The 26,116-nt window shown below is 66.9% G+C and carries 22 protein-coding genes and 1 other RNA gene; 4 read left to right on the top strand and 19 right to left on the bottom strand.

Translation table 11 applies throughout. From position 1 onward, the window contains the following. Positions 1 to 12: 12 nt before the first annotated feature. The 14 genes from ftsA to mraZ are packed head-to-tail and all read right to left on the bottom strand — an operon-like array spanning position 13 to position 15,822. Positions 13 to 1,245 (bottom strand): cell division protein FtsA, encoded by a 1,233-nt coding sequence (gene ftsA / locus QPK32_RS09620; RefSeq protein ID WP_290412585.1) that lies wholly within the window; start codon positions 1,243 to 1,245, stop codon positions 13 to 15. 18 nt (positions 1,246 to 1,263) lie between these two features. Beyond that, positions 1,264 to 2,082 (bottom strand): cell division protein FtsQ/DivIB, encoded by an 819-nt coding sequence (locus tag QPK32_RS09615; protein WP_290412584.1) that lies wholly within the window; start codon positions 2,080 to 2,082, stop codon positions 1,264 to 1,266. Positions 2,083 to 2,097: 15 nt separating this feature from the next. Beyond that, positions 2,098 to 3,072, bottom strand: a complete 975-nt coding sequence (locus QPK32_RS09610) for a D-alanine--D-alanine ligase (protein WP_290412583.1) — start codon at positions 3,070 to 3,072, stop codon at positions 2,098 to 2,100. Beyond that, on the bottom strand, positions 3,069 to 4,466 hold the full coding sequence (gene murC / locus QPK32_RS09605) for a UDP-N-acetylmuramate--L-alanine ligase (RefSeq protein ID WP_290412582.1): 1,398 nt from the start codon (positions 4,464 to 4,466) through the stop codon (positions 3,069 to 3,071). Before murC ends, QPK32_RS09610 begins: the two co-directional genes overlap by 4 nt. Continuing rightward, entirely contained in the window at positions 4,463 to 5,551 is a 1,089-nt protein-coding gene (murG, locus tag QPK32_RS09600) for an undecaprenyldiphospho-muramoylpentapeptide beta-N-acetylglucosaminyltransferase (protein WP_290412581.1), read from the bottom strand. The genes murC and murG overlap by 4 nt, the downstream gene beginning before the upstream one ends. Continuing rightward, positions 5,548 to 6,765: a putative lipid II flippase FtsW gene (ftsW, locus tag QPK32_RS09595; protein ID WP_290412580.1), complete on the bottom strand. Its 1,218-nt coding sequence runs from the start codon at positions 6,763 to 6,765 to the stop codon at positions 5,548 to 5,550. The genes murG and ftsW overlap by 4 nt, the downstream gene beginning before the upstream one ends. Further along, the gene (murD, locus tag QPK32_RS09590; RefSeq protein ID WP_290412579.1) at positions 6,765 to 8,261 is read right to left on the bottom strand and encodes a UDP-N-acetylmuramoyl-L-alanine--D-glutamate ligase; all 1,497 of its coding nucleotides are present in this window, start codon (positions 8,259 to 8,261) and stop codon (positions 6,765 to 6,767) included. Before murD ends, ftsW begins: the two co-directional genes overlap by 1 nt. Before the next feature lie 11 nt (positions 8,262 to 8,272). Continuing rightward, the gene (mraY, locus tag QPK32_RS09585) at positions 8,273 to 9,442 is read right to left on the bottom strand and encodes a phospho-N-acetylmuramoyl-pentapeptide-transferase (protein ID WP_290412578.1); all 1,170 of its coding nucleotides are present in this window, start codon (positions 9,440 to 9,442) and stop codon (positions 8,273 to 8,275) included. A 4-nt stretch (positions 9,443 to 9,446) separates the two neighbouring features. Continuing rightward, the gene (gene murF, locus QPK32_RS09580; protein ID WP_290412716.1) at positions 9,447 to 10,817 is read right to left on the bottom strand and encodes a UDP-N-acetylmuramoyl-tripeptide--D-alanyl-D-alanine ligase; all 1,371 of its coding nucleotides are present in this window, start codon (positions 10,815 to 10,817) and stop codon (positions 9,447 to 9,449) included. Between the two features lie 2 nt (positions 10,818 to 10,819). Further along, entirely contained in the window at positions 10,820 to 12,373 is a 1,554-nt protein-coding gene (locus tag QPK32_RS09575) for a UDP-N-acetylmuramoyl-L-alanyl-D-glutamate--2,6-diaminopimelate ligase (protein WP_290412577.1), read from the bottom strand. After that, complete coding sequence (locus QPK32_RS09570; protein ID WP_290412576.1) at positions 12,373 to 14,142, bottom strand: penicillin-binding protein 2; 1,770 nt, start codon at positions 14,140 to 14,142, stop codon at positions 12,373 to 12,375. The genes QPK32_RS09575 and QPK32_RS09570 overlap by 1 nt, the downstream gene beginning before the upstream one ends. Then, positions 14,139 to 14,411 carry a cell division protein FtsL gene (gene ftsL, locus QPK32_RS09565; protein WP_290412575.1) on the bottom strand — a complete coding sequence of 91 codons (273 nt, stop codon included), beginning with the start codon at positions 14,409 to 14,411 and terminating at the stop codon, positions 14,139 to 14,141. Before ftsL ends, QPK32_RS09570 begins: the two co-directional genes overlap by 4 nt. Then, a complete protein-coding gene (gene rsmH / locus QPK32_RS09560; RefSeq protein WP_290412574.1) occupies positions 14,408 to 15,385 on the bottom strand; it encodes a 16S rRNA (cytosine(1402)-N(4))-methyltransferase RsmH in 978 nt (325 codons plus the stop codon). The genes ftsL and rsmH overlap by 4 nt, the downstream gene beginning before the upstream one ends. A gap of 8 nt (positions 15,386 to 15,393) precedes the next feature. After that, positions 15,394 to 15,822 carry a division/cell wall cluster transcriptional repressor MraZ gene (gene mraZ / locus QPK32_RS09555; protein ID WP_290412573.1) on the bottom strand — a complete coding sequence of 143 codons (429 nt, stop codon included), beginning with the start codon at positions 15,820 to 15,822 and terminating at the stop codon, positions 15,394 to 15,396. 547 nt (positions 15,823 to 16,369) lie between these two features. Here mraZ and QPK32_RS09550 point away from each other — a divergent pair. After that, positions 16,370 to 17,044, top strand: a complete 675-nt coding sequence (locus QPK32_RS09550; RefSeq protein WP_290412572.1) for a YcxB family protein — start codon at positions 16,370 to 16,372, stop codon at positions 17,042 to 17,044. On the opposite strand, the gene QPK32_RS09545 is transcribed toward QPK32_RS09550, so the two are convergent. Beyond that, positions 17,028 to 17,531: a hypothetical protein gene (locus QPK32_RS09545; RefSeq protein ID WP_374046720.1), complete on the bottom strand. Its 504-nt coding sequence runs from the start codon at positions 17,529 to 17,531 to the stop codon at positions 17,028 to 17,030. The genes QPK32_RS09550 and QPK32_RS09545 overlap by 17 nt on opposite strands. A 78-nt stretch (positions 17,532 to 17,609) precedes the next feature. Beyond that, a complete protein-coding gene (gene glpK, locus QPK32_RS09540) occupies positions 17,610 to 19,106 on the bottom strand; it encodes a glycerol kinase GlpK (RefSeq protein ID WP_290412571.1) in 1,497 nt (498 codons plus the stop codon). A gap of 205 nt (positions 19,107 to 19,311) precedes the next feature. Between glpK and QPK32_RS09535 the strand changes: the two genes are divergently transcribed. Continuing rightward, entirely contained in the window at positions 19,312 to 20,910 is a 1,599-nt protein-coding gene (locus QPK32_RS09535) for a methyl-accepting chemotaxis protein (RefSeq protein ID WP_290412570.1), read from the top strand. A 49-nt stretch (positions 20,911 to 20,959) separates the two neighbouring features. On the opposite strand, the gene rnpB is transcribed toward QPK32_RS09535, so the two are convergent. Both rnpB and QPK32_RS09525 read right to left on the bottom strand, forming a co-directional pair. Continuing rightward, an RNA gene (gene rnpB, locus QPK32_RS09530) (RNase P RNA component class A) lies at positions 20,960 to 21,304 on the bottom strand. A gap of 30 nt (positions 21,305 to 21,334) precedes the next feature. Next, positions 21,335 to 22,447, bottom strand: a complete 1,113-nt coding sequence (locus QPK32_RS09525) for a S41 family peptidase (RefSeq protein ID WP_290412569.1) — start codon at positions 22,445 to 22,447, stop codon at positions 21,335 to 21,337. 144 nt (positions 22,448 to 22,591) lie between these two features. On the opposite strand from QPK32_RS09525, the gene QPK32_RS09520 reads away from it, so the two are divergent. Continuing rightward, positions 22,592 to 24,292: a thiamine pyrophosphate-binding protein gene (locus tag QPK32_RS09520; protein WP_290412568.1), complete on the top strand. Its 1,701-nt coding sequence runs from the start codon at positions 22,592 to 22,594 to the stop codon at positions 24,290 to 24,292. A gap of 102 nt (positions 24,293 to 24,394) precedes the next feature. Here the strand turns inward: QPK32_RS09520 and QPK32_RS09515 are convergent, their stop codons facing one another. After that, positions 24,395 to 24,613, bottom strand: coding sequence for a hypothetical protein (locus QPK32_RS09515; RefSeq protein ID WP_290412567.1), 219 nt, complete (start codon positions 24,611 to 24,613; stop codon positions 24,395 to 24,397). A 277-nt stretch (positions 24,614 to 24,890) separates the two neighbouring features. Here QPK32_RS09515 and ftsY point away from each other — a divergent pair, with 277 nt between their 5' ends. Beyond that, entirely contained in the window at positions 24,891 to 26,111 is a 1,221-nt protein-coding gene (gene ftsY / locus QPK32_RS09510) for a signal recognition particle-docking protein FtsY (protein WP_290412566.1), read from the top strand. Positions 26,112 to 26,116: the final 5 nt, after the last annotated feature.

The raw sequence follows: 26,116 nt of genomic DNA, 5'->3' as shown, positions 1-26,116 counted from the left end.
ACGCTTCCTGCTTCAAAAATTCCCTAAAAACCACTCTTTCATCCGCTGCCATACCGCTTTCACCGATCCATCCTGGCGCGTGACGATATGACCTCGCAAATATTGCTTCTTCGCCTCCAGCAGCAGGCCGAGCACCGTCGCGTAGCGCGGGCTGCGCACGACATCCGCCAACTGGCCCCGATACTCCGGCGTGCCGAGACGCGCCGGTTTCAAAAAGATATCCTCGGCCATCTCGATCATGCCTGGCATGATCGAGGAGCCGCCCGTCAGCACGATGCCCGACGACAGCACGCCTTCGTAGCCGGATTCGCGCACCACCTGGTGCACCATCGCGAACAGCTCTTCCACGCGCGGCTCGATCACGGCCGCCAGCGCCTGGCGCGACAGCGAACGGGGACCGCGGTCGCCCAGCCCCGGCACTTCGAGCGTCTCGTTCGGATCGGCCAGCACCTGCTTGGCCACGCCGTAGCGGATCTTGATTTCCTCCGCCTCGCCGGTCGGGGTGCGCAGGGCCATCGCGATGTCGCTGGTGATCTGGTCGCCCGCGATCGGCAGCACCGCCGTGTGGCGGATCGCGCCGTCGGAGAACACCGCGATGTCCGTGGTGCCGCCGCCGATGTCGATCAGGACCACGCCCAGTTCCTTCTCGTCGCCCGTCAGCACCGAATCGGCCGACGCCATCGGCTGCAGGATCAGGTCCGAGACCTCGAGTCCGCAGCGGCGCACGCACTTTACAATATTTTGAACCGCGGACACCGCACCTGTAACAATGTGCACGCGTACTTCCAGTCGAATGCCGCTCATGCCGATCGGCTCGCGCACGTCCTCCTGGTTGTCGACGATGAATTCCTGCGGCACCGTGTGCAGCAATTGCTGGTCGGTCGGGATGTTCACCGCCTTGGCCGTCTCGATCACGCGCGCCACGTCGGTCGCCGTGACTTCCTTGTCCTTGATCGCGACCATGCCGCTCGAGTTGAACGAGCGGATATGGCTGCCCGCGATGCCGGCATACACGTTGCGGATCTTGCAATCGGCCATCAGCTCGGCTTCCTCGAGCGCGCGCTGGATCGACTCGACGGTCGCCTCGATGTTGACGACAACGCCCTTCTTCAAACCCTTGGACTCGTGCTGGCCGAGTCCGATCACTTCGTGGCGCCCATCGGCCATCACTTCGGCCACCACCGCCACCACCTTCGAGGTGCCGATGTCGAGGCCGACGATCAGGTTCTTTGCGTCTTTGGTCATTTGCTGTCGCCTGCTAGATTAGATTTGTTTTGTTGTTTTGGTACTTGTTTTTTTCTTTGCCGCCTTGACCGGCTTGGTCGCATCGGCCGGCACGTTCAGTGCCGCCGACGACAGCGCCAGTCCGTTCGGATAGCGCATGTCGATCGTGTCGATGCGTCCTTCCTCCAGGCGCGCCACCAGCTGGGGATAGATGCTCACCAGCCGCTGCACGCGCCCCTTGAGGGTATTGCGGTCCTGCTCGCGCCCCAGTTCCACGCTCATGCCGTTGTCCAGCTTGACCGTCCAGGCGTAACGGTTCGACAAGCTGATCGACTCCGGCACCAGGCGGATCGGCGCGAACCAGCCGCGCAACTGCGCGAAGCGCGCCAGCACTTCCTTCTCGCTCCCCGGCGGCCCCTCGAACGCGGGCAGCACGTGGTCGTCGTCGGCCTCGGCCAGGTTGGCGGTGAACACGTCGCCCTTCACCGACAGCAGGCGTCCATCCTCGCCCCAGGTACCGAGCGCCTCGTGCTCCTCGACGGCCACGATCAGCTGGTTCGGCCATTCGCGGCGCACGGTTGCCTTGCGCACCCACGGCACCGCCTCGAACGTGGTGCGCACCTGTTCCAGGTCGGTGGTGAAGAAGTTCCCGCGGATCTTCCCCAGCACGCCGTTGCGCACCGTCAGTTCGTTCACGTGCTGCAGGTCCAGCCCGTACATGCTTTCCACGCGCACGGCGCGCAGCGTGAACATCGGGCGCTGCGACAGCCACCACGCGCCCGATGCCGTACAGGCGAGCACCACCAGCGCCGTCAGGGCGCTGGCGCTTGCGTTCAGGGCTCGCACGTCATGCCACATCTGCTTCTCTTTCCTTTACTTCTGGTCCTTGGCCTGGCCGAGCTTCAGGCTGGCCGAGGCCAGGATCTGCACGCACAGGTCTTCGTAGCTCGTGCCCTCGGCACGCGCCGCCATCGGCACCAGCGAGTGGCTGGTCATGCCGGGCGAGGTGTTCACCTCGAGCAGGAACGGGGTGTTGTCGGAGGCGCGCAGCAGCACGTCGATGCGGCCCCAGCCCTCGCAGCCGAGCGCGCGGTAGGCGTTCTCCACGTGGGCCTGGATCGTCCTGGTCGTCTGCTCGTCCAGCGGCGCCGGGCAGTAGTACTTGGTGTCGTCCTTGAAGTACTTGTTCTGGTAGTCGTAGTTGCCTTCCGGGGCGACGATCTCGATGATCGGCAGCGCGCGCGCGCCGGCGCCGGCGCCCAGCACCGGCACCGAGAATTCGCGGCCCTGGATGAACTGCTCGGCCAGCACCACCTTGTCGTAGGTGCGCGCCAGGTCGACCGCGGCCTTGAACTCTTCCGCGCGCGTGACCTTGGTGATGCCGATGGTGGACCCTTCGAGCGGCGGCTTGACGATCAACGGCAGGCCCAATTCCGCCACCACCTTGTCCAGGTCGGCGTTGTCGCCGATGACCGCGTATTTCGGGGTCGGCACGCCGTGCGCCAGCCAGACGATCTTGGTGGTGATCTTGTCCATGCCCACGGACGACGCCATCACGCCGCTGCCCGTGTAGGGAATGCCCAGCTGTTCGAGCGCGCCCTGCAGGCTGCCGTCCTCGCCATAGCGGCCGTGCAGCGCGATGAACACGCGGTCGAATTGTTCCGCGGCCAGCTCGGCCAGCGAACGCTCGGCCGGATCGAAGGCGTGGGCGTCCACGCCCTTGCTCTTCAAGGCCTGCAGCACGCCGTTGCCGGAGATCAGGGAGATTTCACGCTCGGCGGAGCGGCCGCCGAACAGGACGCCGACCTTGCCCAGCGCCTTGATGTCGATAGGAGTATTGGCGCTCACGATGCCACCTTTTGATTCGCAGTCAGTTGTTGGGGAACGCCGCCGATCGAGCCGGCGCCCATGATCAGCACGACGTCGCCGTCGCGCGCCACCTTCAGGATCGTGGCCGGCATGTCGGCGATGGCTTCCACGAACACCGGTTCGATCTGGCTGCCGGCGCGCAGCGCGCGCGCCAGGGCGCGGCCGTCGGCGGCCACGATCGGCGTCTCGCCGGCCGCGTACACCTCGGCCAGCAGCAGCACGTCGGGCGCCGCCAGGACTTTCACGAAGTCCTCGAACAGGTCGCGCGTGCGGGTATAGCGGTGCGGCTGGAAGGCCAGCACGAGGCGGCGGCCCGGGTACGCTGCGCGCGCCGCGGCCAGCGTCACCTGGGCCTCGACCGGGTGGTGGCCGTAGTCGTCGACCAGGGTGAAGCTGCCGCCGTCCGGCAATTCGACCTCGCCCCAGCGGGTGAAGCGGCGGCCCACGCCGCGGAACTCGGCCAGGCCTTGCGCGGTGGCGTCGTCCGGGATGCCGATCTCGCGCGCGATGGCGATCGCCGAGCAGGCGTTCAGCACGTTGTGCATGCCCGGCTGGTTCAGCACGAAGTCGGTGTCCGGGTAGCCTTCCTGGCGCACCGTGAAGTGCATCTGCACGCCCACGGCATGGGCGCGCACGGCGCGCACCTCGGCGTCCTCGGAGAAGCCGTAGGTCGTCACCGGCTTGGTCACGCGCGGCAGGATCTCGCGCACGGTGGCGTCGTCGATGCACATCATGACGCGGCCGTAGAACGGCAGGCGCTGGGTGAAGTGGACGAACGCCGACTTCAGCTTCTCGAAGTCGTGCTCGTAGGTATCCATGTGGTCGGCGTCGATGTTGGTGATCACCTCGATCATCGGCGACAGGTTCAGGAACGAGGCGTCCGACTCGTCGGCCTCGGCCACGATGTATTCGCCCGTGCCCAGCTTGGCGTTGGCGCCCGCGCTGTTCAGGCGTCCGCCGATCACGAAGGTAGGGTCCAGGCCGCCCTGCGCGAGCACGGAAGCGACCAGGCTCGTGGTGGTGGTCTTGCCGTGGGTGCCGGCGATGGCGATGCCGCGCTTCAGGCGCATCAGTTCGGCCAGCATGATCGCGCGCGGCACCACGGGCACCTTGGCGGCGCGCGCGGCCACCACTTCCGGGTTCGTGGCAGCGACGGCGGTCGACGTGACGACGGCGTCTGCACCCTCGATGTGCTCGGCCGCGTGGCCGATCATGACATGGGCGCCCAGTTCCTGCAGGCGCTGGCTGGCCGCGTTCGCCGTCAGGTCCGACCCCGACACCTTGTAGCCGAGGTTGAGCAGCACCTCGGCGATGCCGCTCATGCCGCTGCCGCCGATGCCGACGAAATGGATATGCTTGATCTTGTGTTTCATGTGCGCTTCTTCGCCGCCAGTTGTTCCAATACTTCCGCGATCGCCTTGTTGGCGTCGCGCCGCCCCACCGCCTGCGCCGCCTCGGCCATCGCCAGGCAGTCGTCGCGGCTGGTGACCTGCAGCAGCTGCGCCAGGCGCTGCGGCGTCAATTCTCCCTGCGGCAGGTGCACGGCCGCCTTCTGCTTGTCCATCCAGATCGCGTTGTCGCGCTGGTGGCTCGTGGTGCTGGCCACGAAAGGCACGAGCACGCTGGCCACGCCGGCCGCCGTCAGCTCGGACACCGTAATGGCGCCGGCGCGGCAGATCACCAGGTCGGCGTTCGCGTACTCGGCCGCCATGTCGTCGATAAAGTCGACCACGTTCGCCTGCACGCCCGCCTGCACATACGCGGCGCGCAGCGCATCGATGTTCTTCTTGCCCGACTGGTGCGTCACCACGGGGCGCAAGCCTTCCGGGATCATCGCGAGGGCCGCCGGCACGCTGTCGTTCAGCACCTTGGCGCCCAGGCTGCCGCCCACCACGAGCACGTTCAAGGGGCCGGTGCGGTTGGCGAAGCGGCGCCCCGGCGCCAGCATCTCGAGGATTTCCTTGCGCACGGGGTTGCCGGTGACGACCGCCTTGTCTGCCGCCTTGCCGAAATCCGCCGGGAAGCCGAACAGCACGCGGTCCGCCAGCGGCGTGAGGGTCTTGTTCGACAGCAGCAGCGCGGCGTCGGCATTCACGAGCGCCAGCGGCAGGTCGCGCGAACGGGCCATCAGGCCGCCCGGCACCGTCACGTAGCCGCCCATGCCCAGCACGACGTCGGGCTTCCTCGCGGCGAGAAACTTGCGCACGGCGCCGAAGCTGGCCAGCAGCTTGAACGCGCCGCGCACCGTGTGGCCCAGGCCCTTGCCGCGCATGCCGGCGAAGTCGATGCGGTCCATCGGGATGCCGTGCTTCGGCACGATGTCGCCTTCCATGCCGTGCGCCGTGCCCAGCCAGGACACGTCCCAGCCACGCGACTGCATTTCCTGCGCGATCGCGATGCCGGGGAAGATGTGGCCGCCGGTGCCGGCGGCCATGATCATGAGTTTTTTCTTGTTCATTGGCGTCCTCCGCGCATGCGCACGCGGTTTTCATAATCGATGCGCAGCAGGATCGCCAGGCCGACGCAGTTGAACAGCACGCCCGAGCCGCCGTAGCTCATCAAGGGCAGGGTCAGGCCCTTGGTCGGCAGCAGGCCCAGGTTCACGCCCATATTGATGAACACCTGCACGCCCAGCCAGATGCCGATGCCCTTCGCGGCCAGGCCCGCGAAGTGCTGTTCCAGGGCGATGGCCTGGCGGCCGATGTCGAAGGCGCGTTTCACGAGCCAGTAGAACAGGCCGATCACGACGAGCACGCCGACCAGGCCCAGCTCCTCACCGATCACGGCCATGATGAAGTCGGTATGCGCTTCCGGCAGGTAGTGCAGCTTTTCCACGCTGCCGCCCAGGCCCACGCCGAAGATCTCGCCGCGGCCGAAGGCGATCAGCGAGTGCGTCAGCTGGTAGGCCTTGTCCAGCGCATTGCCCTCTTCCCACGGGTTCATGTACGCGAACATGCGCGCGCGGCGGAACGGCGACAGCGCGATGATGGTCGAGAACACCAGCACGAGGATGGCGCCGATGCCGCCGAACCAGATCATGTTGAAGCCGCCCAGGAACAGGATGCCCATCGAGATGCAGACGATCACGCCGAAGGCGCCCAGGTCGGGCTCCAGCATCAGCAGGGCGCCGACGACGCCCATGGCGACGGCCATCGGCATGAAGCCCTTGGTCAGCTTGTGCATGTACTGCTGCTTGCGCACGGTGAAGTCGGCCGCGTACAGCACGGCGACGACCTTCATGATCTCGGACGGCTGCAGGTTGAAGACCTTCAGCGACAGCCAGCGCCGCGCGCCGTTGACCGAGGTGCCGACGCCCGGCACCAGCACCAGGGCCAGCAGCACGAGCGTGGCCACGAACATCATGGGCGCGAAGCGCTGCCACGTGGCCACGGGAATGCGGAAGGTGAATACGGCCGCGACGATCGAGATGGCGATGAACAGGCCCTGGCGCAGCAGGAAATAATTGTTCTTGCCGGCCAGGTAGGCGAACTTGGGCGAGTCCGGCAGCGCGATCGACGCCGAATACACCATCACCATCCCGAACAGCATCAGCAGCAGCACGACCCAGACGAGCGGCTGGTCGTATTCCATCATGCGCGACGGCCGCGCGCGTTCGGCGATGGTCGCCTCGCTCGCGCTGCCGCCGAACTTGAAGGGAATCTGGAAGCCCATCAGATCTCCTGTCCCTTCTCGAGTGCGATCTCGCGCACGGCGTCGACGAACACCTGGGCGCGGTGGGCATAGTTGGTGAACATGTCCAGGCTGGCGCAGGCGGGCGACAGCAACACGACGTCGCCGCTCTTCGCAAGGCCGGCGCCGCGGCGCACGGCCTGCGGCAAATCGGCCAGGTCGAAGCACGGCACGCCGGTCGGTTCGATGGCGGCGCGGATCGCCGGCGCGTCGCGGCCGATCAGCAGCACGGCCTTCACGTAACGCGAGCACGGTGCGGCCAGGGGACTGAAGTCCTGGCCCTTGCCGTCGCCGCCGGCGATCAGGAGGATCTGGCGGCCGCTTTCGCCGAAGGTCTTGCCGAGGCCTTCCAGCGCGGCCACGGTGGCGCCGACGTTGGTGCCCTTGGAATCGTCGTAGTACTCGACCCCGTCGATGCTCGCCACCAGTTCGACGCGGTGCGGCTCGCCCTGGTAGTCGCGCAGGCCGTGCAGCAGCGGCGCCAGCGGCAGGCCCACGGCGCGGCACAGCGCCAGCGCGGCCAGCGCGTTGGAGGCATTGTGCAGGCCGAGGATGCGCAGCGCATCGGCCGGCATCAGGCGGTTCACGAACAGCTCGACCGGCTCCGCGGCGTCGTTCTTTTTACGCTTCTTTTCCGGCTCTTCCGCCGGATTCGCATTGGCCAGCCACAGCACGCCCCGTTCGCCCACGAGGCCGAAGCTGCCCGGCGCATCGGGTTCGCCCGTGCCGAAGGTCGTCACTTGCGCGTCCGGCGCGGCCATGCCCATCACCAGCGCATCGTCGCGGTTCAGCACCCGCACCGTATGGGCGCCGAAGATGCGTGCCTTGTCGGCGGCGTAGGCAGCCATGCTGCCGTGCCAGTCGAGGTGGTCCTGGGTCAGGTTCAGCACCGTGGCCGCGTCGGCGTCCAGGCTGAACGTGGTGTGCAGCTGGAAGCTGGACAGTTCCAGCACCCAGGCTTGCGGTAAATCGTTTGCATCGATCGTTTCGCGCAGCACGTCCAGCGCCGCCGGGCTGATGTTGCCGGCAACGCGCGTCGTGAGGCCGGCGCGGCGGCACAGCAAACCGGTCAGGCTCGTGACGGTGGTCTTGCCGTTCGTGCCCGTGATGGCGATGACTTTCGGCGCGTAACCCTGCTCGGCCTTCAATGCGGCCAGCGCCTGGGCGAACAGCTCGATCTCGCCCCACACGGGGATATTGCGCGCCGCCGCGGCAGGGTTGACGTCGGCCAGCTCGCGCCCCGGCGCCAGGCCCGGGCTGACGGCCACGAAGTCGACGCCGTCGACGAGCGATGCATCGAACGGACCGGCGACGAATTCGGCGTCCGGCACGGCGGCGCGCAAGGCGGGCAGGCGTGCCGGTTCGGCGCGCGTGTCGGCCACGCGCACGCGCGCGCCGCAGCGCGCGAGCCACTGCGCCATCGCGAGGCCCGATTCGCCGAGTCCGAGTACCAGTGCGGTGTTGCCGTCGTAGTTCATCGTCGTTCGCGTCAGCGCAGTTTGAGGGTGGAGATGCCGATCAGGACCAGGATGATGGTGACGATCCAGAACCGCACCACGACCTTGGTTTCCTTCCAGCCCTTCTGTTCGAAATGGTGGTGCAGCGGCGCCATCAGGAATACGCGGCGCCCGGCGCCGTAGCGTTTCTTGGTGTACTTGAACCAGCTGACCTGGATGATCACGGACAGGGTCTCGGCCACGAATACGCCGCCCATGATGAACAGCACGATCTCCTGGCGCACGATGACGGCGATGGTGCCGAGCGCGCCGCCCAGCGCCAGCGCGCCCACGTCGCCCATGAACATCTGCGCCGGGTGCGCGTTATACCAGAGGAAGGCCAGGCCCGCGCCGGCCATCGCGCCGCAGAAGATCAGCAGTTCGCCCGCGCCAGGGATGTGCGGGATGAACAGGTATTTCGAGTAGGTCGCGTTACCGGTCAGGTAGGCGAACAGGCCCAGCGCGCCGCCCACCATCACGGTCGGCATGATGGCCAGGCCATCGAGGCCGTCGGTGAAGTTGACGGCGTTCGAGGAACCGACGATCACGCAATACGTCAGCGCGATGAAGCCCCACACGCCCAGCGGATAGCTGATGGTCTTGAAGAACGGGACGATCAGGTCGGACTTGGGCGGCAGCTCCATCGCGAAGCCCGACTGCACCCAGGCCAGGAACAGCTTCCATACTTCCCACGGCGTGGCGGCCGAGACGGAGAATGCCAGGTACAGCGAGGACGCGACGCCGATCAGCGACATCCAGAAATACTTCTCGCCCGAGCGCATGCCTTCCGGATCCTTGTAGACCACCTTGCGGTAGTCGTCGACCCAGCCGATGGCGCCGAAGCCCAGCGTGACGACCAGCACCGGCCAGATCAGGCGGTTCGACAGGTCGCACCACAGCAGCGTCGAGATCGCGATCGAAATCAGGATCAGCACGCCGCCCATGGTGGGGGTGCCGTGCTTTTGCAGGTGGGTCTGCGGGCCGTAGGTGCGCACCGCCTGGCCGACCTTCATCTCGGTCAGCTTGCGGATCACGGCCGGGCCGCACAGCAGGCCGATGGTGATCGCGGTAATGGTCGCGAACACCGCCCGGAAGGTGATGAAGTTGAAGATCCGCAGCGGACCGATATAGTCCTGAAAATATTGTGCGAGCCAAAGCAGCATAGTCTTAGTGGGCTTCCTTGCCAGTGTTGGTTGATGCGGTCAGGTGACGGACCACGCGCTCCATCTTCATGAAGCGCGAGCCCTTCACCAACACAGTTGCGTCAGATTTGCTGCCCAGTGTTTGATCCAGTGCTGCCAATAATTCGTCGAACTGCTCGTAGTGTTGCGCTCCCGATCCGGCCATGTGGCGGGCCAGTTCGCCGGTCGCGAGCACGGCGTCGATGCCCTTCTGCCGGGCATAGGCGCCGATTTCCTGGTGAAACTCGGGTCCCTGCGTGCCCACCTCGCCCATGTCGCCCAGCACCAGGATGCGCGGCGACGGATAGGCGGCCAGCACGTCGATGGCGGCGCGCACGGAATCCGGATTGGCGTTGTAGGTGTCGTCGATGACGGTGGCGCCATTGACGGCCTGCTTGCGCTGCAGGCGGCCGCTGACGGGGGCGAAGGCTTCCAGGCCGGCCACGATCGCGTGGATCTCGATGCCGGCGCCCAGGGCGCAGGCGATCGACGCGAGCGCGTTGCGCACGTTGTGCGCGCCGGCGGCGGCCAGCTTGATGGTGAACTGGCCGGCCGGCGTGCGTACCGAAAGGTCGCTGCCGAAGCCCGTGTTCACGTACGTCGCGCGCACGTCGCAGGTATCGTCCAGGCCGAACGTCAGCGTCTTGCGCGCGCCGGCCAGCTCGCGCCAGATCGGCGTGTACTCGTCGTCGCCCGGGAACACGGCCGTGCCGTCGTCCGGCAGCGCGGCCAGCACGGAGCCGTTCTCGCGCGCCACCGCTTCCACGGTGTGCATGAATTCCTGGTGCTCGCGCTGGGCGTTGTTGACGAGGGCGACGGTGGGCGCGGCGATGGCGGCCAGGCGCGCGATCTCGCCGGGATGGTTCATGCCCAGTTCGACGACGGCGGCGCGGTGCGCGTCGGTCAGGCGCACGACGGTCAGCGGCACGCCGATCTCGTTGTTCAGATTGCCCTGCGTGGCCAGGCGCGCAGGCTCGCCGAAGGCGGCGCCGAGGATTGCGGCGATCATTTCCTTGACCGTCGTCTTGCCGTTGCTGCCGGTGACGCCGATGACGGGAATGGCGAAGCGGTCGCGCCAGAAGCGGCCGATGCGGCCCAGCGCGGCCAGCGTGTCCGGCACGACGATGGCCGGCAGCGGATAGTGCTCAGGTAGGCGCTCGACCACGACGGCGGCCACCGCCTGGCCGGGCAACTGGCCGAGGAAGTCGTGGGCATCGAAGGTCTCGCCGCGCAGGGCGACGAACAGCGCGCCCGGCACGACGTTGCGGCTGTCGGTGAACACGCCCTGGAAATAGGCATCGCGCGTCACCTGCGCGCCATCCATCGCCGCGGCGACTTGTTCGAGCGAACCCCGGATCATCAATGCGTCCTCATCATCGTGAGCCGCGCGGTCAAGGCCAGCGCGGCGTGGTCGGCATCGGAAAACGGCATTTTCCGGCCCTTGATTTCCTGGTAGGGCTCATGGCCCTTCCCCGCAAGCAGGATCACGTCCGGCTTGGCGGCATGCTTGACGGCCACGAGGATGGCGGTGGCGCGGTCCTCGATCGCCTGCGTCTGCGCGGGGCTGTCCTTGTCCATGCCGGCCAGGATCTGTTCGATGATCGCGCGCGGCTCTTCGCTGCGCGGATTGTCGCTGGTGACGACGACGTGGTCGGCCGCCTGGGCGATGCGGCCCATCTGCGGGCGCTTGCCCGGGTCGCGGTCGCCGCCGCAGCCGAACACGCACCACAGTTCTCCGCCGCGTTCGCGCGCCACGGGACGCAGCGCGTCGAGCGTCTTTTCCAGGGCGTCCGGCGTGTGCGCGTAGTCGATGACGACCAGCGGCGCGTCCTGGCCGCCGACCTGCTGCATGCGGCCCGGGGCCGGCTGCAACGTTTCGATGGCGTCCAGGGCGGCGCGCAGCGGGACGCCCTTGGCCAGCAGCGCGCCCAGCACGGCGAGGGCATTGCTGGCGTTGAAGCGGCCGACCATGCGGGTACGCGCGAGGCTGCCGCCGAACGGCGACTCGAGCTGGAACTCGGTGCCCGTGGGGCGGCTGCGCAGGTTCGATGCGCGCAGGATGGCCACGCCGTCGATGTCGGCCTGTTCGGCGACGGTGCGCAGCGTGTAGCCGGTCACGGCCACGTGCGGGAAATGGGTACGCAGGTGCATGGCGACACGAACGCCGGCCGCGTCGTCCAGGTTGACGACGGCCGTCTTCAGGCCCGGCCATTCGAACAGCTTCAGCTTGGCGGCTTCGTAGCTCGCCATGTCGCCGTGGTAGTCGAGGTGGTCGCGCGTCAGGTTGGTGAACACGGCCACGTCGAAGTGCATGCCGGCCGCGCGGTTCTCGACCAGGCCGATCGACGACACTTCGATCGCGAGCGCGCCGGCGCCGGCCGCGCGCAGCTTGTCCAGTTCTCCGGCCAGCAGCACGGCGTCCGGCGTCGTGTAGCCGGTGGCGTCGAATTCCGGCTCGCTGTCGGCCCCGGCGCGCACGAGGCCCACGCCCAGCGTGCCGATGACGGCGGCCGTGTCGCCCAGCTGCGCCAGCGCCTGCGCCGTCCACAGCGCGCACGAGGTCTTGCCGTTGGTGCCCGTGATGCCGACCGTGAACATGGCGGCATCGGGCTGGCCATAATAGGCGTGCGCGATCGCGCCGGCGTTCGCCTTCAGGTTCGCCGCGGCCAGGTGCGGCACATCCGCGAGCTGTACGTCTGGTGCTGCATCCCAGTCGAAGCCGGCGCCGTCGTAGACCACGGCGGCGGCGCCCTGTGCGAGCGCGGCGGGGATGAAGCGGCGGCCGTCCGCGGCTTCGCCGGGATAGGCGAAGAACACGTCGCCCTGCTTCACGCGGCGCGAATCGGATACAAGCCGGCCGCCCGGTGCGGCGGCCTCGATCCACTGGCGGATGTCGTTCGGCGTCTCGGCCATCAATTGCTCTCCTCGAGTGGATGTTCGGGGATGATGATGTCGGTGATCTTCGAGTCGGGCGGCACGTTGGCCGCCCGCAGCGCATTGGCCGCCAGCACCGCGGCCGTCGGCGCCGCCACGCTGCCGCCCGTGTGCAGCGGTCCGGTCGGGTCGTCGATCATCACGGCGATCACGAAGCGCGGGTTCGACATCGGCGCGATGCCCACGAAGTTGCCGACATAGTGGGTCTGCGAATAGCGGCCGTCGACGACCTTCTGCGCGGTACCGGTCTTGCCGCCGACGCGGTAGCCGGCCACCTGGGCCAGCGAGGCCGTACCGCCCGGGCCGACCACGGATTCGACCATCGTGCGCATCTGCGCGGCCGTCTTCGGCGAGATGATCTGCTGGCCGGCGGGCGGCTCGGACAGCTTCTGGAACGACAGCGGGATGATGTCGCCGTTGCGCGCGAAGATCAGCCAGGCGTGCGCCAGCTGCAGCAGCGACATCGAGATGCCCTGGCCGAACGACATGTTGGCCTTGGCCACCGTGCGCCAGGATTTATAGGGGCGCACGCGGCCCGCCGCCGCGCCGGGGAAGCCGTAGCGCGGCGCCTGGCCGAAGCCGACCTTGGTGAACATCTCCCACATCTCCTGGGCCGTCAGCATCTCGGAGATCTTGGTGGTACCGATGTTCGAGGACTTCTGGATGATGGTGCCGACGTCGATGACGCCGTGCGGGTGCGTGTCGCGGATCACGTGGCCGCCGGTCAGGTAGCGGCCGTTGCCCGTGTCGAACAGGGTGCTCGGCTTGATCAGGCCCTTGTCCAGCGCCAGCGCCACGGTGAAGGGCTTCAGGGTCGAACCCGGCTCGAACAGGTCGGTGATGACGCGGTTGCGCAGCTGCTCGCCGGTCAGGCGCGAGCGGTCGTTCGGGTTGTAGGTCGGGTAGTTGGCCAGTGCCAGCACTTCGCCCGTGTGCACGTCGATCACGACGGCGGCGCCGGCCTTGGCGTGGAACTTCTCGACGGCGTCCTTGATGCTGTTCAGGGCGATGTACTGCAGCTTGCTGTCGACCGACAGGATCAGGTCCTTGCCGTCGTGCGGCTCGCGCGACATGCCCACGTCCTCGACGATGTGGCCAAGGCGGTCGCGGATCACGCGGCGGCTGCCCGGCTGGCCGACGAGCGACTTCTGCTGCGCCAGTTCCATCGCTTCCTGGCCGACGTCCTCGACGTTGGTGAAGCCGACCATGTGCGCCATCACCTCGCCTTGCGGGTAGAAGCGCTTGTATTCCTTGCGCGTGTCGATGCCGTCGATGCCCAGCTTCTCGATCTTGGCGACGGTGTCCATCTCGACCTGGCGCTTCAGGTAGACGTAGCTGCGGTCGGAATCCAGCTTCTTGAGCAGGTCCGCTTCCGGCAGGTCGAGCAGCGTGGCCAGCTGGCGCAGCTTCTGCGGGTCGGTGCCCTTGATCTCGTCGGTGAAGGCCGAGACCGACTTGACGGGCAGCGAGGAGGCCAGCACGATGCCGTTGCGGTCGAAGATCTTGCCGCGCGTGGCCGGCAGTTCCTGCGTGCGCATGTAGCGGCTCTCGCCCTGCTTCTGCAGGAACTGGTCGGACACGCCCTGCAGCCACAGCGCGCGGCCGGCCAGCGCGATGAACGCGGCGAACAGCGCGAACAGGACCACGCGCGAACGCCAGTCCGGCAGGCGCACGGCCAGCACGGGACTCTTGGAAAACGCCACGCCTTTTGCGGCCGCCACACGCGCGCCCTGGGTGCCCGCCTTCATTTGCCGCCTTCCGTCAGGTATTGGGTACGCGCCGGGCTCAGCGGCGCCATGTTCAGCTGGGAACGCGCGATCTGCTCGATGCGCTCGTTCTTGCCGAGGGTCGATTGGTCGAGCTGGAGCTGGGCCCAGTCGATCTCGAGCTGGCGCTGCTGCTGCTGCTGCCGCTCGAGGTCGATGAACAGGTGGCGCGCCGTATAGCGCGCGTTCACGACCGACAGCGCGCAGCCGACCAGGAGCACGGTCAGCACGATATTGATCTTGCCGCTCATCGCGCGCCCCCGCTCATGGGGACGGGCGTGGGAAGGCGTTCGGCCACGCGCAGCACGGCCGAACGGGCGCGCGGGTTGGCGCCGACTTCCGCATCCGAGGGCTTGGTCTTGGCGACCAGCTTCATCAGGGGCTGCGGCAGGTCGGCGGCACGGATCGGCAGCCGGCGATCCGGCTGCTCCACCTTCGCTTTCGAGGCCAGGAATTGCTTGACCATCCGGTCTTCCAGCGAGTGGAAGCTGATCACGGACAGGCGCGCACCCGGCGCGAGCAGGTCGAACGCTGCATTCAGACCTGCTTCAAGGTCCTCAAGCTCTTGATTGATGAAAATCCGGATAGCCTGAAAGGTGCGGGTTGCCGGATCCTTGCCCTTCTCCCGGGTTTTGACCGCGTCTGCCACGATTGCGGCAAGCTGTCGTGTGCTTGAAATTGGCTGGACTGCCCGGCGAGCAACAATCGCCTTTGCAATCTGAAAAGCAAACCGTTCTTCCCCATAATCGCGAATCACCTGTTCAAGTTGTCGTTCCGGCACGTCGGCCAGCCACTCGGCCGCCGACATGCCCCGTGTCGTGTCCATCCGCATGTCCAGGGGACCATCGTTGCGGAAGCTGAAGCCGCGGCTCGCGTCGTCGACCTGCGGCGAGGAGATGCCCAGGTCGAGCAGGATGCCGTCGACCTGGTGCACGCCACGCGCCGCCAGCGCGTCGCGCATCGTCGCGAAGCTGTCGTGCACGATCGAAAACCGCGGATCGTTAACTTGTTCTGCCGTGGCGATTGCCTGGAGATCCTTGTCGAAGGCGATCAGGCGGCCCTCGGGCGCCAGCTTCGACAGGATCAGCCGGCTGTGACCGCCGCGGCCGAACGTCCCATCTATATACGTACCTGCCGCACGTGCGCCTGCCAGCGAGAGCGCATCGACTGCTTCGTCGAGCAGCACCGTGCGATGCTGCAAATCAGGCACCTGAATCGGATCCATGCAGTGCCTTAAAAGGAGAAATTGGAAAGGACATCGGGCATGCCGCCCGCGACGGCTTCGGCCTCGTTTTCTGCCAGCTTGGCGGCGTCCCAGATCTCGAAATGGGATCCCATCCCGAGCATCATCACTTCTTTCTCCAGTCCTACTGCACCACGCAGTTCGGGCGCAATGAGCACCCGGCCCGCACCGTCCATCTCGACATCCGACGCATTCCCCAGGAAAATGCGCTGCCATGCGCGGGCCGACATCGGCCACGCGGCGATCTGTTCGCGGTGTTCTTCCCACACAGGGCGGGGAAAGAACAGCAAGCATCCATGCGGGTGTTTCGTGAGCGTCATACGGCCTTCACATTGCTGCATCAAGGCGTCACGATGCTTGGCCGGTATTGACATCCGTCCCTTTGCATCGAGATTGATCGCTGACGCGCCCTGGAACACGTTGTACCTAGTTTTGGAGAGTTATCAGTCTGATTATTTTTGGAGCCGGGAGACCTGAAGATCTCCCACAAAACTACACTTTTTGCCACCTTTGCCCACTTTAGAGGAAGCGTTGTCTGTGGTCAAGCGAATTCACGTTCTGAAAAAGCGTAAATTACTAATGAAACCAAGGACTTAGCGCACTTACTTCAGAGAACCCTAATTCAAAATGTTGAGCAAAATTAGGGACTTAGCCGAGACAGTGCATGTGCTACCTCATCTGCGCACATGTGTTTGGATATTGATTGTGATCAACTTTTTAACCACAGGTAGTCCCTACAACAGCCGGCGTAGGGATATGCGGATCGATGCAAGGCGGGTGAGAATGGCAGCAAAATGCCGAGCGGAAGATTTCTTTTACTAATGGTTTCACATTTCCTGCGAGTAAGTTAGCGCCCACTACTCCGAACAGCGCTATCCGGGCGCCGGAAGCCAGACTTTATTTTCACTATTGCAATATCGGGCGCAAGCACCACTTGCCGGACCATGTCCACGGCAGGGAGGCAAGATGTTCGGTACGGCGCATCCGCAGCCGCCGCATCGCAAGGAGGTGGCGGTGCAGGTCGTGCGGCACGAGCAAACAAGCGTCGACAAGACGCTGACGGTCGAGAAGATTCCCGGCGGGCATGTCGCCCCGCCTCCCGCGACCGAGGCGATCCGCTTCGAGGTCGTCTATACATTAGGTGAGTACCTGAGCCTGCTGGGCGACCACGTGGCCTTCACCCTGCGTCATCGACATCCGGTCCAGCGCCGGCGAATGGCGCTGCTGCCGCTGGCGCTGGGCCTGCCGGCCCTGGCGGCCGCCTGGATCGCTGGGTCCGGCTGGCCGGGGACGGCGCTGGCGCTGGCGCTCGCCGCCCTCCTTGCGCTGGCCAGCCATCCGGCCACGCTCCGCTTCTGGGTGCCGGTGCTGGGCACGCCCATCTTCCTGGTCAAGCAGCGGCGCATGCCTTCCTGCTCGTTCCGCATCGACGCTGCCGGCATCGAGCGCACGAGCCGCACGGGAACGTTCGTGCGTGCCTGGTCGGACGTGGCGGCGGTGCGGCGCTACCGGCGCGGCTACCTGCTGGTACTGGCCAGGGGAGCACTGCCGATTCCCGCGCGCTGCCTGGACCAGGGGAAGCTGGAAGCATTCCGCCGGCATGCGCGTGCGCATGGCCGGAACGTCACTCCTCCAGCTTGACGTCCTCGCTCTTGGCCTCTTCCATCGCTTCCGGCTCCAGCAGTTCGGCTTCCTTGTTGAAGCGCACGAAGATGCCCCAGCCCGCCATCAGCAGGCCCGCCGCCACCAGCACCGAGGCCGCATGCGGCAACAGCTCCGGTTCCTCGTGCAAGGCCTTGAAGATGCCGACCAGGCCTTCGATCGACAGCGCCACGACCACCACGACCATGAAGCGCGACAGGTAGCGGCGCACGCGGGTCGGCGCGCTGATGTGGGCGTCGCGCACCACTTCTTCCTCGTTGATGGTCTGGGCGATCTGCAGCGACACGACGGCGATCGCCAGCAGGCCGATCGCCTCGATGGCCTGGTCGGCGCTCTCGGACGCCTCGAGGCCGATGCCGGCCAGGCCGGTCTGCACGGCGAGCACCGTCAGGAAGACCGACAGGCCAATGAAGAGCAGCGCCATCACGCCGTGGGCGAACCCGAAGAATCCTTGCAGGAATTTCACATCGACTCCCTTAATATCAAATTGATAATATGGAATCGATTGTGCCTCATCCTGCCGCGCCGTGCCCACACGGCAGCATCAGCCGTGTTCCGGCGCCGCCCACGCACGCGCATGCGCCACCGCCCGCGCCCAGCGCGCCATCAGCTCGTCGCGGCGCGCGCGTCCCATCTGCGGCTCGAAGCGGCGCTCGACCTGCCACTGCGCGGCGATTTCCGCGCGCGACTCCCAGAAGCCGACCGCCAGGCCCGCCAGGTAGGCCGCGCCCAGCGCCGTCGTCTCGGTGACGCGCGGGCGGATCACGGGCACGCCCAGCAGGTCGGCCTGGAACTGCATCAGCAGGTCGTTGCGGGCCGCGCCGCCGTCGGCGCGCACCTCGCGCACGGCGCAGTCGACGTCCTTCTGCATGGCGCCCAGCAGTTCCGCGCTCTGGAAGGCGATGGCCTCGACGGCGGCGCGCGCGATATGGGCGGCCGTGGTGCCGCGCGTCATGCCGACGATGGTGCCGCGCGCATACGCGTCCCAGTGCGGCGCGCCCAGGCCCGTGAAGGCCGGCACCAGCATCACGCCGCCGCTGTCCGGCACCGACGACGCCAGCGCCTCGACGTCGCTCGACTGCTTGATGATGCCAAGGCCGTCGCGCAGCCATTGCACGGTGGCGCCGCCCATGAAGACGCTGCCCTCCAATAGATAGTCGGTGTGGCCCTGCACGCTCCAGCCGACCGTGGCCAGCAGGCGGTTGTACGACTGCGGCGGCGCGTCGCCCGCGTGCATCAGCATGAAGCAGCCGGTGCCGTAGGTATTCTTGACCATGCCGCGCCCGTGGCAGGCCTGGCCGAAGGTGGCCGCCTGCTGGTCGCCGGCGATGCCCGCCACGGGGATCGCGCGCCCGAACCATGCTTCTTGCGCCGCACCGAGGTCCGCGCTGCTGGGCACGACTTCCGGCAGCATCGATGCCGGCACGCCGAACAGCGCCAGCAGTTCCTGGTCCCAGCGCAGGCTGTTGATATTGAAGAGCATGGTGCGCGCGGCATTGCTGGCATCCGTCACGTGGCGGCCCGTCAGCTTGTAGGCGAGCCAGCTGTCGACGGTGCCGAAGGCGAGCTCTCCCCGCTCGGCGCGGACGCGCGCGCCCGGCACGTTGGTCAGCAGCCATTGCAGCTTGGTGGCGGAAAAATACGCATCGAGCTCGAGGCCGGTCTTGCGGTGGATGAGCGGCGCCTTGCCCGCCTCGCGCAGCGCGTCGCACAGGCCGGCCGTGCGCCGGTCCTGCCAGACGATGGCGTGGCACAGCGGCTCGCCCGTGCGGCGGTCCCACACGACCGTGGTCTCGCGCTGGTTGGCGATGCCGATCGCGGCCACCTGCCCCGCATCGACGCCGCTCTCGGCCAGCACCCGGCGCGCGCAGGCGAGCTGGCTGTTCCAGATATCGAGCGGATCGTGCTCGACCCAGCCCGGCTGCGGGAAGTGCTGGGGAAATTCCTGCTGGGCGGTGGCGAACACCTGGCCCGCGCGGTCGAACAGGATGGCGCGCGAGCTGGTCGTGCCCTGGTCGAGGGCAAGGATGTAATGTGACATGGAACTCCTCCAAGAGCGGCCGTCGGCGCGGCCTTCCAACCCGTCCATTGTGCCTGTTTTCCGCGATCGGCATGGCATACCGGCCATCCATAGGATGGATATCCTGGCATGACAGATAGGCGACAACTGGTTAGTTTATTGAATTGCAGCAACCATTTAGCTGCTAGAATTCCGTGAATATTGACATGCGGAACTTACTAATTCCATGAAAAACTTGAATATCGGCGCCCGCCTGGCGCTCGGTTTCGGCCTCGTGCTGGCCTTCACGATCCTGATGATGGTCGTCGGCCTGTTCCAGATGCACTCGGTGGCGAATGCCACCCATGCGATGATGAGGGATCCGCTGGCGAAGGAGCGCATGGTCTCGGACTGGTACCGCCTGATCCATACCAGCGTGCGCCGCACTTCGGCCATCTCGAAGAGCACGGACACCTCGCTGGGCGCCTTCTTCGCCGAGGACACCGCCAACTCCACCAAGGAAATCAACGCGCTGCAGAAGCAGGTCGAAGACCTGGTCGACTCCCAGCAGGAGCGCGACGCGCTGGCCGCCATCGCCGCCGCCCGCAAGCCCTACCTGGCCGCGCGCGACGGCATCACGGCGCTCAAGAAGGAAGGCAGGATGGACGAGGCCGAGCAGATGCTCGTCACGCAGTTTCAGCCAGCCGGCAAGGCCTACCTGGCCGCACTCGGCGACTTGCTGAAGATGCAGCGCGCCGACATCGACCGCCGCGCCGTCGGCATCGATGCCCTGTTCAAGGAAAACCGCAACCTGCTGGTCACGCTGGGACTGGCCGTGGTGGCCGTCGGCGTCCTGTGCTCGTGGTGGCTGACGCGCGGCATCGTGGTGCCGCTCAACCGCGCCGTGGAAGTCGCCTGCAGCGTCGCCAACAACGACCTGCGCAGCCATATCGAGGTCGGCAGCCGCGACGAGACGGGCCGCCTGCTGGCCGCCCTCCAGACCATGAACGACGGCCTGGCGGGCATCGTCGGCCAGGTCCGCAAGGGCACCGCGTACATGGCGGGCGCCTCGGGGGAAATCGCGGCCGGCAACCTGGACCTGTCGAGCCGCACCGAGCAGCAGGCCAGCGCGCTGGAAGAGACGGCGTCGTCGATGGAGGAACTGACGTCGACCGTCAAGCAGAACGCGGACAACGCGCGCCAGGCCAACCAGCTGGCCGTCAGCGCGTCCGAAGTGGCGGTGCGCGGCGGCCAGGTCGTGGGCCAGGTGGTCGAGACGATGGATGCGATCAACGCCTCGGCGAGGAAGATCGTCGACATCATCGCCGTCATCGACGGCATCGCCTTCCAGACGAATATCCTGGCGCTGAACGCCGCGGTGGAAGCGGCAAGGGCCGGCGAACAGGGCCGCGGCTTTGCCGTGGTGGCGGGCGAAGTGCGCACGCTGGCGCAGCGCTCGGCCACGGCCGCCAAGGAAATCAAGGAATTGATCGGCGACTCGGTCGACAAGGTCGACACGGGCAGCAAGCTGGTGCAGCAGGCCGGCGCGACGATGGCCGAGGTGGTCGACAGCATCCACCGCGTGACCGACATCATGGGAGACATCACCACCGCAAGCGTCGAGCAGAGCACCGGCATCGAGCAGGTCAACCAGGCCATCACGGAGATGGACGGCGTGACCCAGCAGAACGCGGCGCTGGTCGAACAGGCGTCGGCCGCCGCCGCCGCCATGCAGGAACAGGCGCAGGCGCTGGCCGACATGGTTGCGCGCTTCAAGCTGGACGAGGACGGCGCGGCGGCGGGCAGGCCGGCACTCCGCCGCAACGAACCGCTGCTGGCGGCGTAACAATGCAAAAGGGGACGGCGCATGCGCACCGTCCCCTTCGGCGAATTCAAAGTAAAGCAGGCCGATAGGCCGGATTCTGTTGGCGCGCTCCTTGCGGAGTCCGCCATGACAGCCATTCCTCTAGGCGCCGAATTACTCCGGCGCTCAAGCTTCCTACCCGCACGCTCCGCGAGCAACCTCAACGCGTGCCTATTTGGAATTGCTCCAGGTGGAGGTTACCGCGTTTCACCGTAACTGAATACGCTCGTCTCTGTGGCCCTATTCCTCGCCTTGTACCGGGCTTGCACCCGGATTTCGACGGACGGCCGTTAACCGTCACCCTGCTCTATGGAGTCCGGACCTTCCTCCCGCCCACGACCTTGCGGCGTGGGCCAGCGGCTGCCTGGCCTGCTTCACGGGCGCTATTGTAACCGATGCGCCGTGCTTACATCCGGCCGGTCTCGAGCCAGCGTTGCACCTGGGTCACCTCGGCCGCGCGCGCGGCGGCGTCGGTCGGTGCCGGCAGCAGCACGTCGGGCGCGATGCCGACGCCGTCGATGCGCATGGCGGGCAGGCGCGTCGTGCGGCTCGTCCCATAGCTCAGCAGGAACCGGCCGGACGGCAGCGGATGGCGGCGCACGTTGGCCACGTCGAGCACGCCGGCGGTCGGGCGGCCCACGATCTTCACGCGAAAGCCGGTGCGCGCCTGCAGCACGAATTCCTCGCAACTGCTGCCGCAATCGCCATCGGTCAGCACGGCCACGCGGGCCGGCCGCTGCGGCTCCAGCGCGATCGCCTTGGTGGCGATGCGTTCCGTACCAGGCAGCACGAAGCTGCCGTTGGGCGCAGCGCGCATGCTGGCGATGACCGGTGCCAGTTGCCGTTGGCAGGCTTCCGGATCGCCGCTGCGCTGGCACACGGCTTCCTGGGCCTGGATATTGGCCGGTGTGACGAAGAATTCCGCGCGGTAGTAGCGCAGGTCGCCATCCAGCAGCCAGCCCAGCAGCGGCGCATAGGTACCGTCCGCACCGCCGCCGTTGCCGCGCACGTCGATCACCCAGTTGCGGTGGGAAACCAGTTCCGAGCGATGGTCCGCCACCAGCTTCCTCACGGCCGCCGCATGGGTATCGTTGAAGCTCGGTAGCACCAGCAACAGCGTATCCTTGCCGAGCACCTGGAAGCGCGGCGCGCGCGGATCGACGCCGGCCGCGGCCGCCGGCGCCTTGGCGGCGACGTCCCGGACCGACCGGACGCCGATGTGGTCGGGGCGCCAGGTATGCACATACGTCTTCAGCAGCGCGATGCAGTCGGCTTCTTCCTTGACCGCGGCAGTCTCGGCGCGTGCCTTGCCGAACGCGGCGCGGATGGCGGGTCCATGGTCGGCCAGCGCGTCGGCCGCGCCGGCGTCGTTGGCTTCCAGGAACACGGCGGCATCCTCCAGATCGGCAAGGCACTGGGCCGGCGCAAGCGACTGCGCGGCGACGGGAGCGCAGACCGATACCGCAGCTAATACCGCAGACAATACCGCGGCCGGAGCGAGCATGTTCGACGGACGCATATGCATATCCTTATGGCAACTTTTGAATGCCCATCATAACGCCGTTTTTGCTATTTTTGACATTCCATGTCGCCATTTCAAAAGCCAGCCCGACAGCCCTGCCCTAGAATGCCTGGATGCCTATTCGATAAGGATGACCTCACCATGACGCACCCTTCCCGCAGCGGCGGCCAGATCCTGGTCGACGCCCTCCAGGTCCACGGCGTGGACACCGCCTTTGGCGTGCCCGGCGAAAGCTATCTCGACGTGCTCGACGCGCTGCACGATTCGCGGATCCGCTTCATCGTCAACCGCCAGGAGGGCGGCGCGGCGTTCATGGCCGAGGCCTACGGCAAGCTGACGGGCAAGCCCGGCATCTGCTTCGTCACGCGCGGGCCGGGCGCCACCAACGCGTCGATCGGCGTGCACACGGCCTACCAGGATTCGACGCCGATGATCCTGTTCATCGGCCAGGTCGGCACCGACTTCATGGACCGCGAAGCCTTCCAGGAAATCGACTACCGCCGCATGTACGGCCAGATGGCCAAGTGGGTGGCGCAGATCGACCGCGCCGACCGCATCCCCGAATACATCGCGCGCGCCTTCCAGGTCGCGACCAGCGGCCGTCCCGGCCCCGTCGTGCTGGCGCTGCCGGAAGACATGCTGGTGGCGCAGGCAAGCGTGGCGGACACGCGCTGCTACCAGCCGACCCAGGCGGCGCCGTCGGCGGCGCAGATCGGCCAGCTGCGCACGCTGCTGGCGGGCGCGAACAAGCCGCTGCTGCTGCTGGGCGGCGGCACCTGGACAGAACAGGCCTGCGCCGACGTGACGGCTTTCGCCGAGGCGAACGCGCTGCCCGTCGCCTGCGCCTTCCGCTTCCAGGACCTGCTGGACAACGCGCATCCGCACTACGTGGGCGACGTCGGCATCGGCATCAACCCGAAGCTGGCCGCGCGCGTGAAGGAAGCGGACGTGCTGATCGCCTTCGGTCCGCGCCTCGGCGAGATGACCACCAGCGGCTACTCGCTGCTGGCGTCCCCCGTGCCGCAACAGCGCCTCGTGCACATCCACCCGGATCCCGAAGAACTGGGCAGCGTCTACCAGGCCGAATTGATGATCGCGTCCGGCGCCCCGCAGGCGGCGGCCATGCTGGCCGCGATGGAACCCGTCGATGCCGGCGCCTGGCGCCACACCGTGGCCGAAGCCCGGGCGGAACTGGCGGCCTGGCAGCAGCAGCCGCCCGTGTTCCAGGACGGCAGCGCCCCGCTGGACCTGTGGCAGCTGGTGCAGGACCTGCAGGCCGCGCTGCCGCGCGACACCATCGTCACCAACGGCGCCGGCAACTACGCCACCTGGGCGCACCGCTTCTGGCGCTACGGCGCCATGCGCACCCAGCTCGCGCCCACCAGCGGCGCGATGGGCTATGGCGTGCCGGCCGGCGTCGCCGCCAAGATCGTGCATCCGGAGCGCAGCGTCGTCACCTTCGCGGGCGACGGCGAATTCATGATGACGGGCCAGGAACTGGCCACCGCCATGCAGTACGGCGCGGGCGTCCTGTTCCTGGTCTTTAACAATGGCATGTTCGGCACCATCCGCATGCACCAGGAGCGCGAGTATCCGGGCCGCGTGTCGGGCACGCAGCTGCACAACCCGGATTTCGCGGCGCTGGCCAGGGCCTATGGCGGCCATGGCGAAGCCGTCGAGACGACGGCGCAATTCGGCCCCGCGCTGGAACGCGCGCTCGCCTTCACGCGCGAGCACAAGCTGCCGGCGCTGATCGAACTGCGTTATGACGGGAACTGGATCACGCCGGGGGCGACGCTGGAGACGATACGCAGGAATGCGGAGGCGGGAAAGGCGAAGTAAGCAGACATATACCGTCGCCCCTGCGAAGGCAGGGGCCCAATTTTGGATGCGTCGCGACCACGCGAAAATTGGGTCCCTGCCTGCGCAGGGACGACGCGGTGATTATTTGATACCGAGGTTGCCGTCCACCCCCAGCTCCGCCGGCCACGGCACCGGCGCATCGAAGGCGCTGCTGGGCGCCGGCGCGCCGGCCGGATGGGTGAGGAACGCGGCGACGAGGGCGATGAAGACCCAGACGACGACGCTGCGCAGCGAAGCTGCCGTGCCGCTCACCGCATGGTCTCCGGAGATGAGGCGCTTGAGGTATTTGGAAACGTTCACGATGACCCTCTTATGAGGCATTCTTCTATGGATGTTCACAATCTATACCAGGCGGCGGCGATTTGCCAGCGCAGGCCGTGCGCACATGCCAGCGAGCAGCATTCTCGCCACACTATGGCTGGGCTGACGCGTTCAAGATGGCATATCGACATGCCGGACGGCCGGTCCAGGGTTTTGTCGATAAATAAAACTCTTGCCTGCTCTGATAGAATACGCGCGACCCTATTTCGACATGCCCCACGGGCATGGACACGCAGTACCCTCCCCCGACTACACCATGTTTAGTTTCTTCAAGAAGAAAAAAACCGAAGCCGACGCGCCGGCCGCCGACCAGGCCGCGCCGGCCGACGCGCAAGCCGAACAGCCCGGCTTCCTGCGCCGCCTGTTCGGCGCCGACCCGGACGCCGTCACGACGCCGGCGCCGATTCCCGACGTGACTCCCGCGCCGCCGCCCGCGCCCGAGTCGCCGCCGGCACGCGACGCCACCAATATCGACCCGATCGCGGAAAAGATCGCCGAAGAAGCCGCCATCCTCACGAGCGGCTACGAAGGCCAGCTGTTCCCCGAGACGGCCGAGCGCCCGGGCAGCGAAGCGGAAAAGAAAAAATCCTGGATGGCGCGCCTGAAGGCGGGCCTGGCCAAGACCTCGAACAACCTGTCGCTGCTGTTCGTGGGCGCGCGCATCGACGAAGACCTGTACGAGGAGCTGGAATCGGCGCTCCTGATGTCGGACGCCGGCATGGACGCGACGCAGTTCCTGCTGGACAACCTGCGCCGCAAGGTCAAGGAAGACAAGCTGCTGGACGCCGCCGCCGTCAAGGCCGCCCTCAAGGCGCTGATGGTCGACATGCTGCGTCCGCTGGAAAAGCCGCTGGAACTGGGCCGCCACGAGCCGCTGGTGATGATGATCGCGGGCGTCAACGGCGCCGGCAAGACGACCACCATCGGCAAGCTGGCCAAGCACATGCAGCGCCATGAGCAGTCCGTGCTGCTGGCCGCCGGCGACACCTTCCGCGCCGCCGCGCGCGAGCAGCTGATGGTCTGGGGCCAGCGCAACAACGTCACCGTGATCTCGCAGGCCTCGGGCGATCCGGCCGCCGTCGCGTTCGACGCGGTCCAGTCGGGCAAGGCGCGCGGCGTCGACGTCGTCATGGTCGACACCGCCGGCCGCCTGCCGACCCAGCTGCACCTGATGGAAGAACTCAAGAAGATCAAGCGCGTGATCGGCAAGGGCATGGATGGCGCGCCGCACGAGGTCTTGCTCGTCATCGACGGCAATACGGGCCAGAACGCGCTGGCGCAGGTAAAAGCCTTCGACGACGCCCTGCAGCTGACGGGCCTCGTGATCACCAAGCTGGACGGCACCGCAAAGGGCGGCATCCTGGCGGCCATCGCACGCACCCGCCCGATCCCCGTGTACTTCATCGGCGTGGGCGAGAAGCTGGAAGACCTGCAGCCGTTCAGCGCCGACGAGTTCGCCGAAGCGCTGCTGGGATAAGCATC

The organism is Massilia sp. YIM B02763 (assembly GCF_030412015.1).
Lineage (GTDB): Bacteria > Pseudomonadota > Gammaproteobacteria > Burkholderiales > Burkholderiaceae_D > Telluria.
This window is presented reverse-complemented; position numbering and strand designations above follow the sequence as displayed.

What these genes read in the sequence shown, in the direction of transcription:
- glpK (WP_290412571.1), bottom strand. Translation starts at nt 19,106, where the DNA reads ATGTCACATTACATCCTTGCCCTCGACCAGGGCACGACCAGCTCGCGC.
- murC (WP_290412582.1), bottom strand. Translation starts at nt 4,466, where the DNA reads ATGAAACACAAGATCAAGCATATCCATTTCGTCGGCATCGGCGGCAGC.
- QPK32_RS09615 (WP_290412584.1), bottom strand. Translation starts at nt 2,082, where the DNA reads ATGTGGCATGACGTGCGAGCCCTGAACGCAAGCGCCAGCGCCCTGACG.
- ftsL (WP_290412575.1), bottom strand. Translation starts at nt 14,411, where the DNA reads ATGAGCGGCAAGATCAATATCGTGCTGACCGTGCTCCTGGTCGGCTGC.
- ftsW (WP_290412580.1), bottom strand. Translation starts at nt 6,765, where the DNA reads ATGGGCTTCCAGATTCCCTTCAAGTTCGGCGGCAGCGCGAGCGAGGCG.
- QPK32_RS09575 (WP_290412577.1), bottom strand. Translation starts at nt 12,373, where the DNA reads ATGGCCGAGACGCCGAACGACATCCGCCAGTGGATCGAGGCCGCCGCA.
- ftsA (WP_290412585.1), bottom strand. Translation starts at nt 1,245, where the DNA reads ATGACCAAAGACGCAAAGAACCTGATCGTCGGCCTCGACATCGGCACC.
- rsmH (WP_290412574.1), bottom strand. Translation starts at nt 15,385, where the DNA reads ATGGATCCGATTCAGGTGCCTGATTTGCAGCATCGCACGGTGCTGCTC.
- QPK32_RS09520 (WP_290412568.1), top strand. Translation starts at nt 22,592, where the DNA reads ATGACGCACCCTTCCCGCAGCGGCGGCCAGATCCTGGTCGACGCCCTC.
- murG (WP_290412581.1), bottom strand. Translation starts at nt 5,551, where the DNA reads ATGAACAAGAAAAAACTCATGATCATGGCCGCCGGCACCGGCGGCCAC.
- QPK32_RS09535 (WP_290412570.1), top strand. Translation starts at nt 19,312, where the DNA reads ATGAAAAACTTGAATATCGGCGCCCGCCTGGCGCTCGGTTTCGGCCTC.
- QPK32_RS09550 (WP_290412572.1), top strand. Translation starts at nt 16,370, where the DNA reads ATGTTCGGTACGGCGCATCCGCAGCCGCCGCATCGCAAGGAGGTGGCG.
- QPK32_RS09570 (WP_290412576.1), bottom strand. Translation starts at nt 14,142, where the DNA reads ATGAAGGCGGGCACCCAGGGCGCGCGTGTGGCGGCCGCAAAAGGCGTG.
- QPK32_RS09525 (WP_290412569.1), bottom strand. Translation starts at nt 22,447, where the DNA reads ATGCGTCCGTCGAACATGCTCGCTCCGGCCGCGGTATTGTCTGCGGTA.
- mraY (WP_290412578.1), bottom strand. Translation starts at nt 9,442, where the DNA reads ATGCTGCTTTGGCTCGCACAATATTTTCAGGACTATATCGGTCCGCTG.
- ftsY (WP_290412566.1), top strand. Translation starts at nt 24,891, where the DNA reads ATGTTTAGTTTCTTCAAGAAGAAAAAAACCGAAGCCGACGCGCCGGCC.
- murD (WP_290412579.1), bottom strand. Translation starts at nt 8,261, where the DNA reads ATGAACTACGACGGCAACACCGCACTGGTACTCGGACTCGGCGAATCG.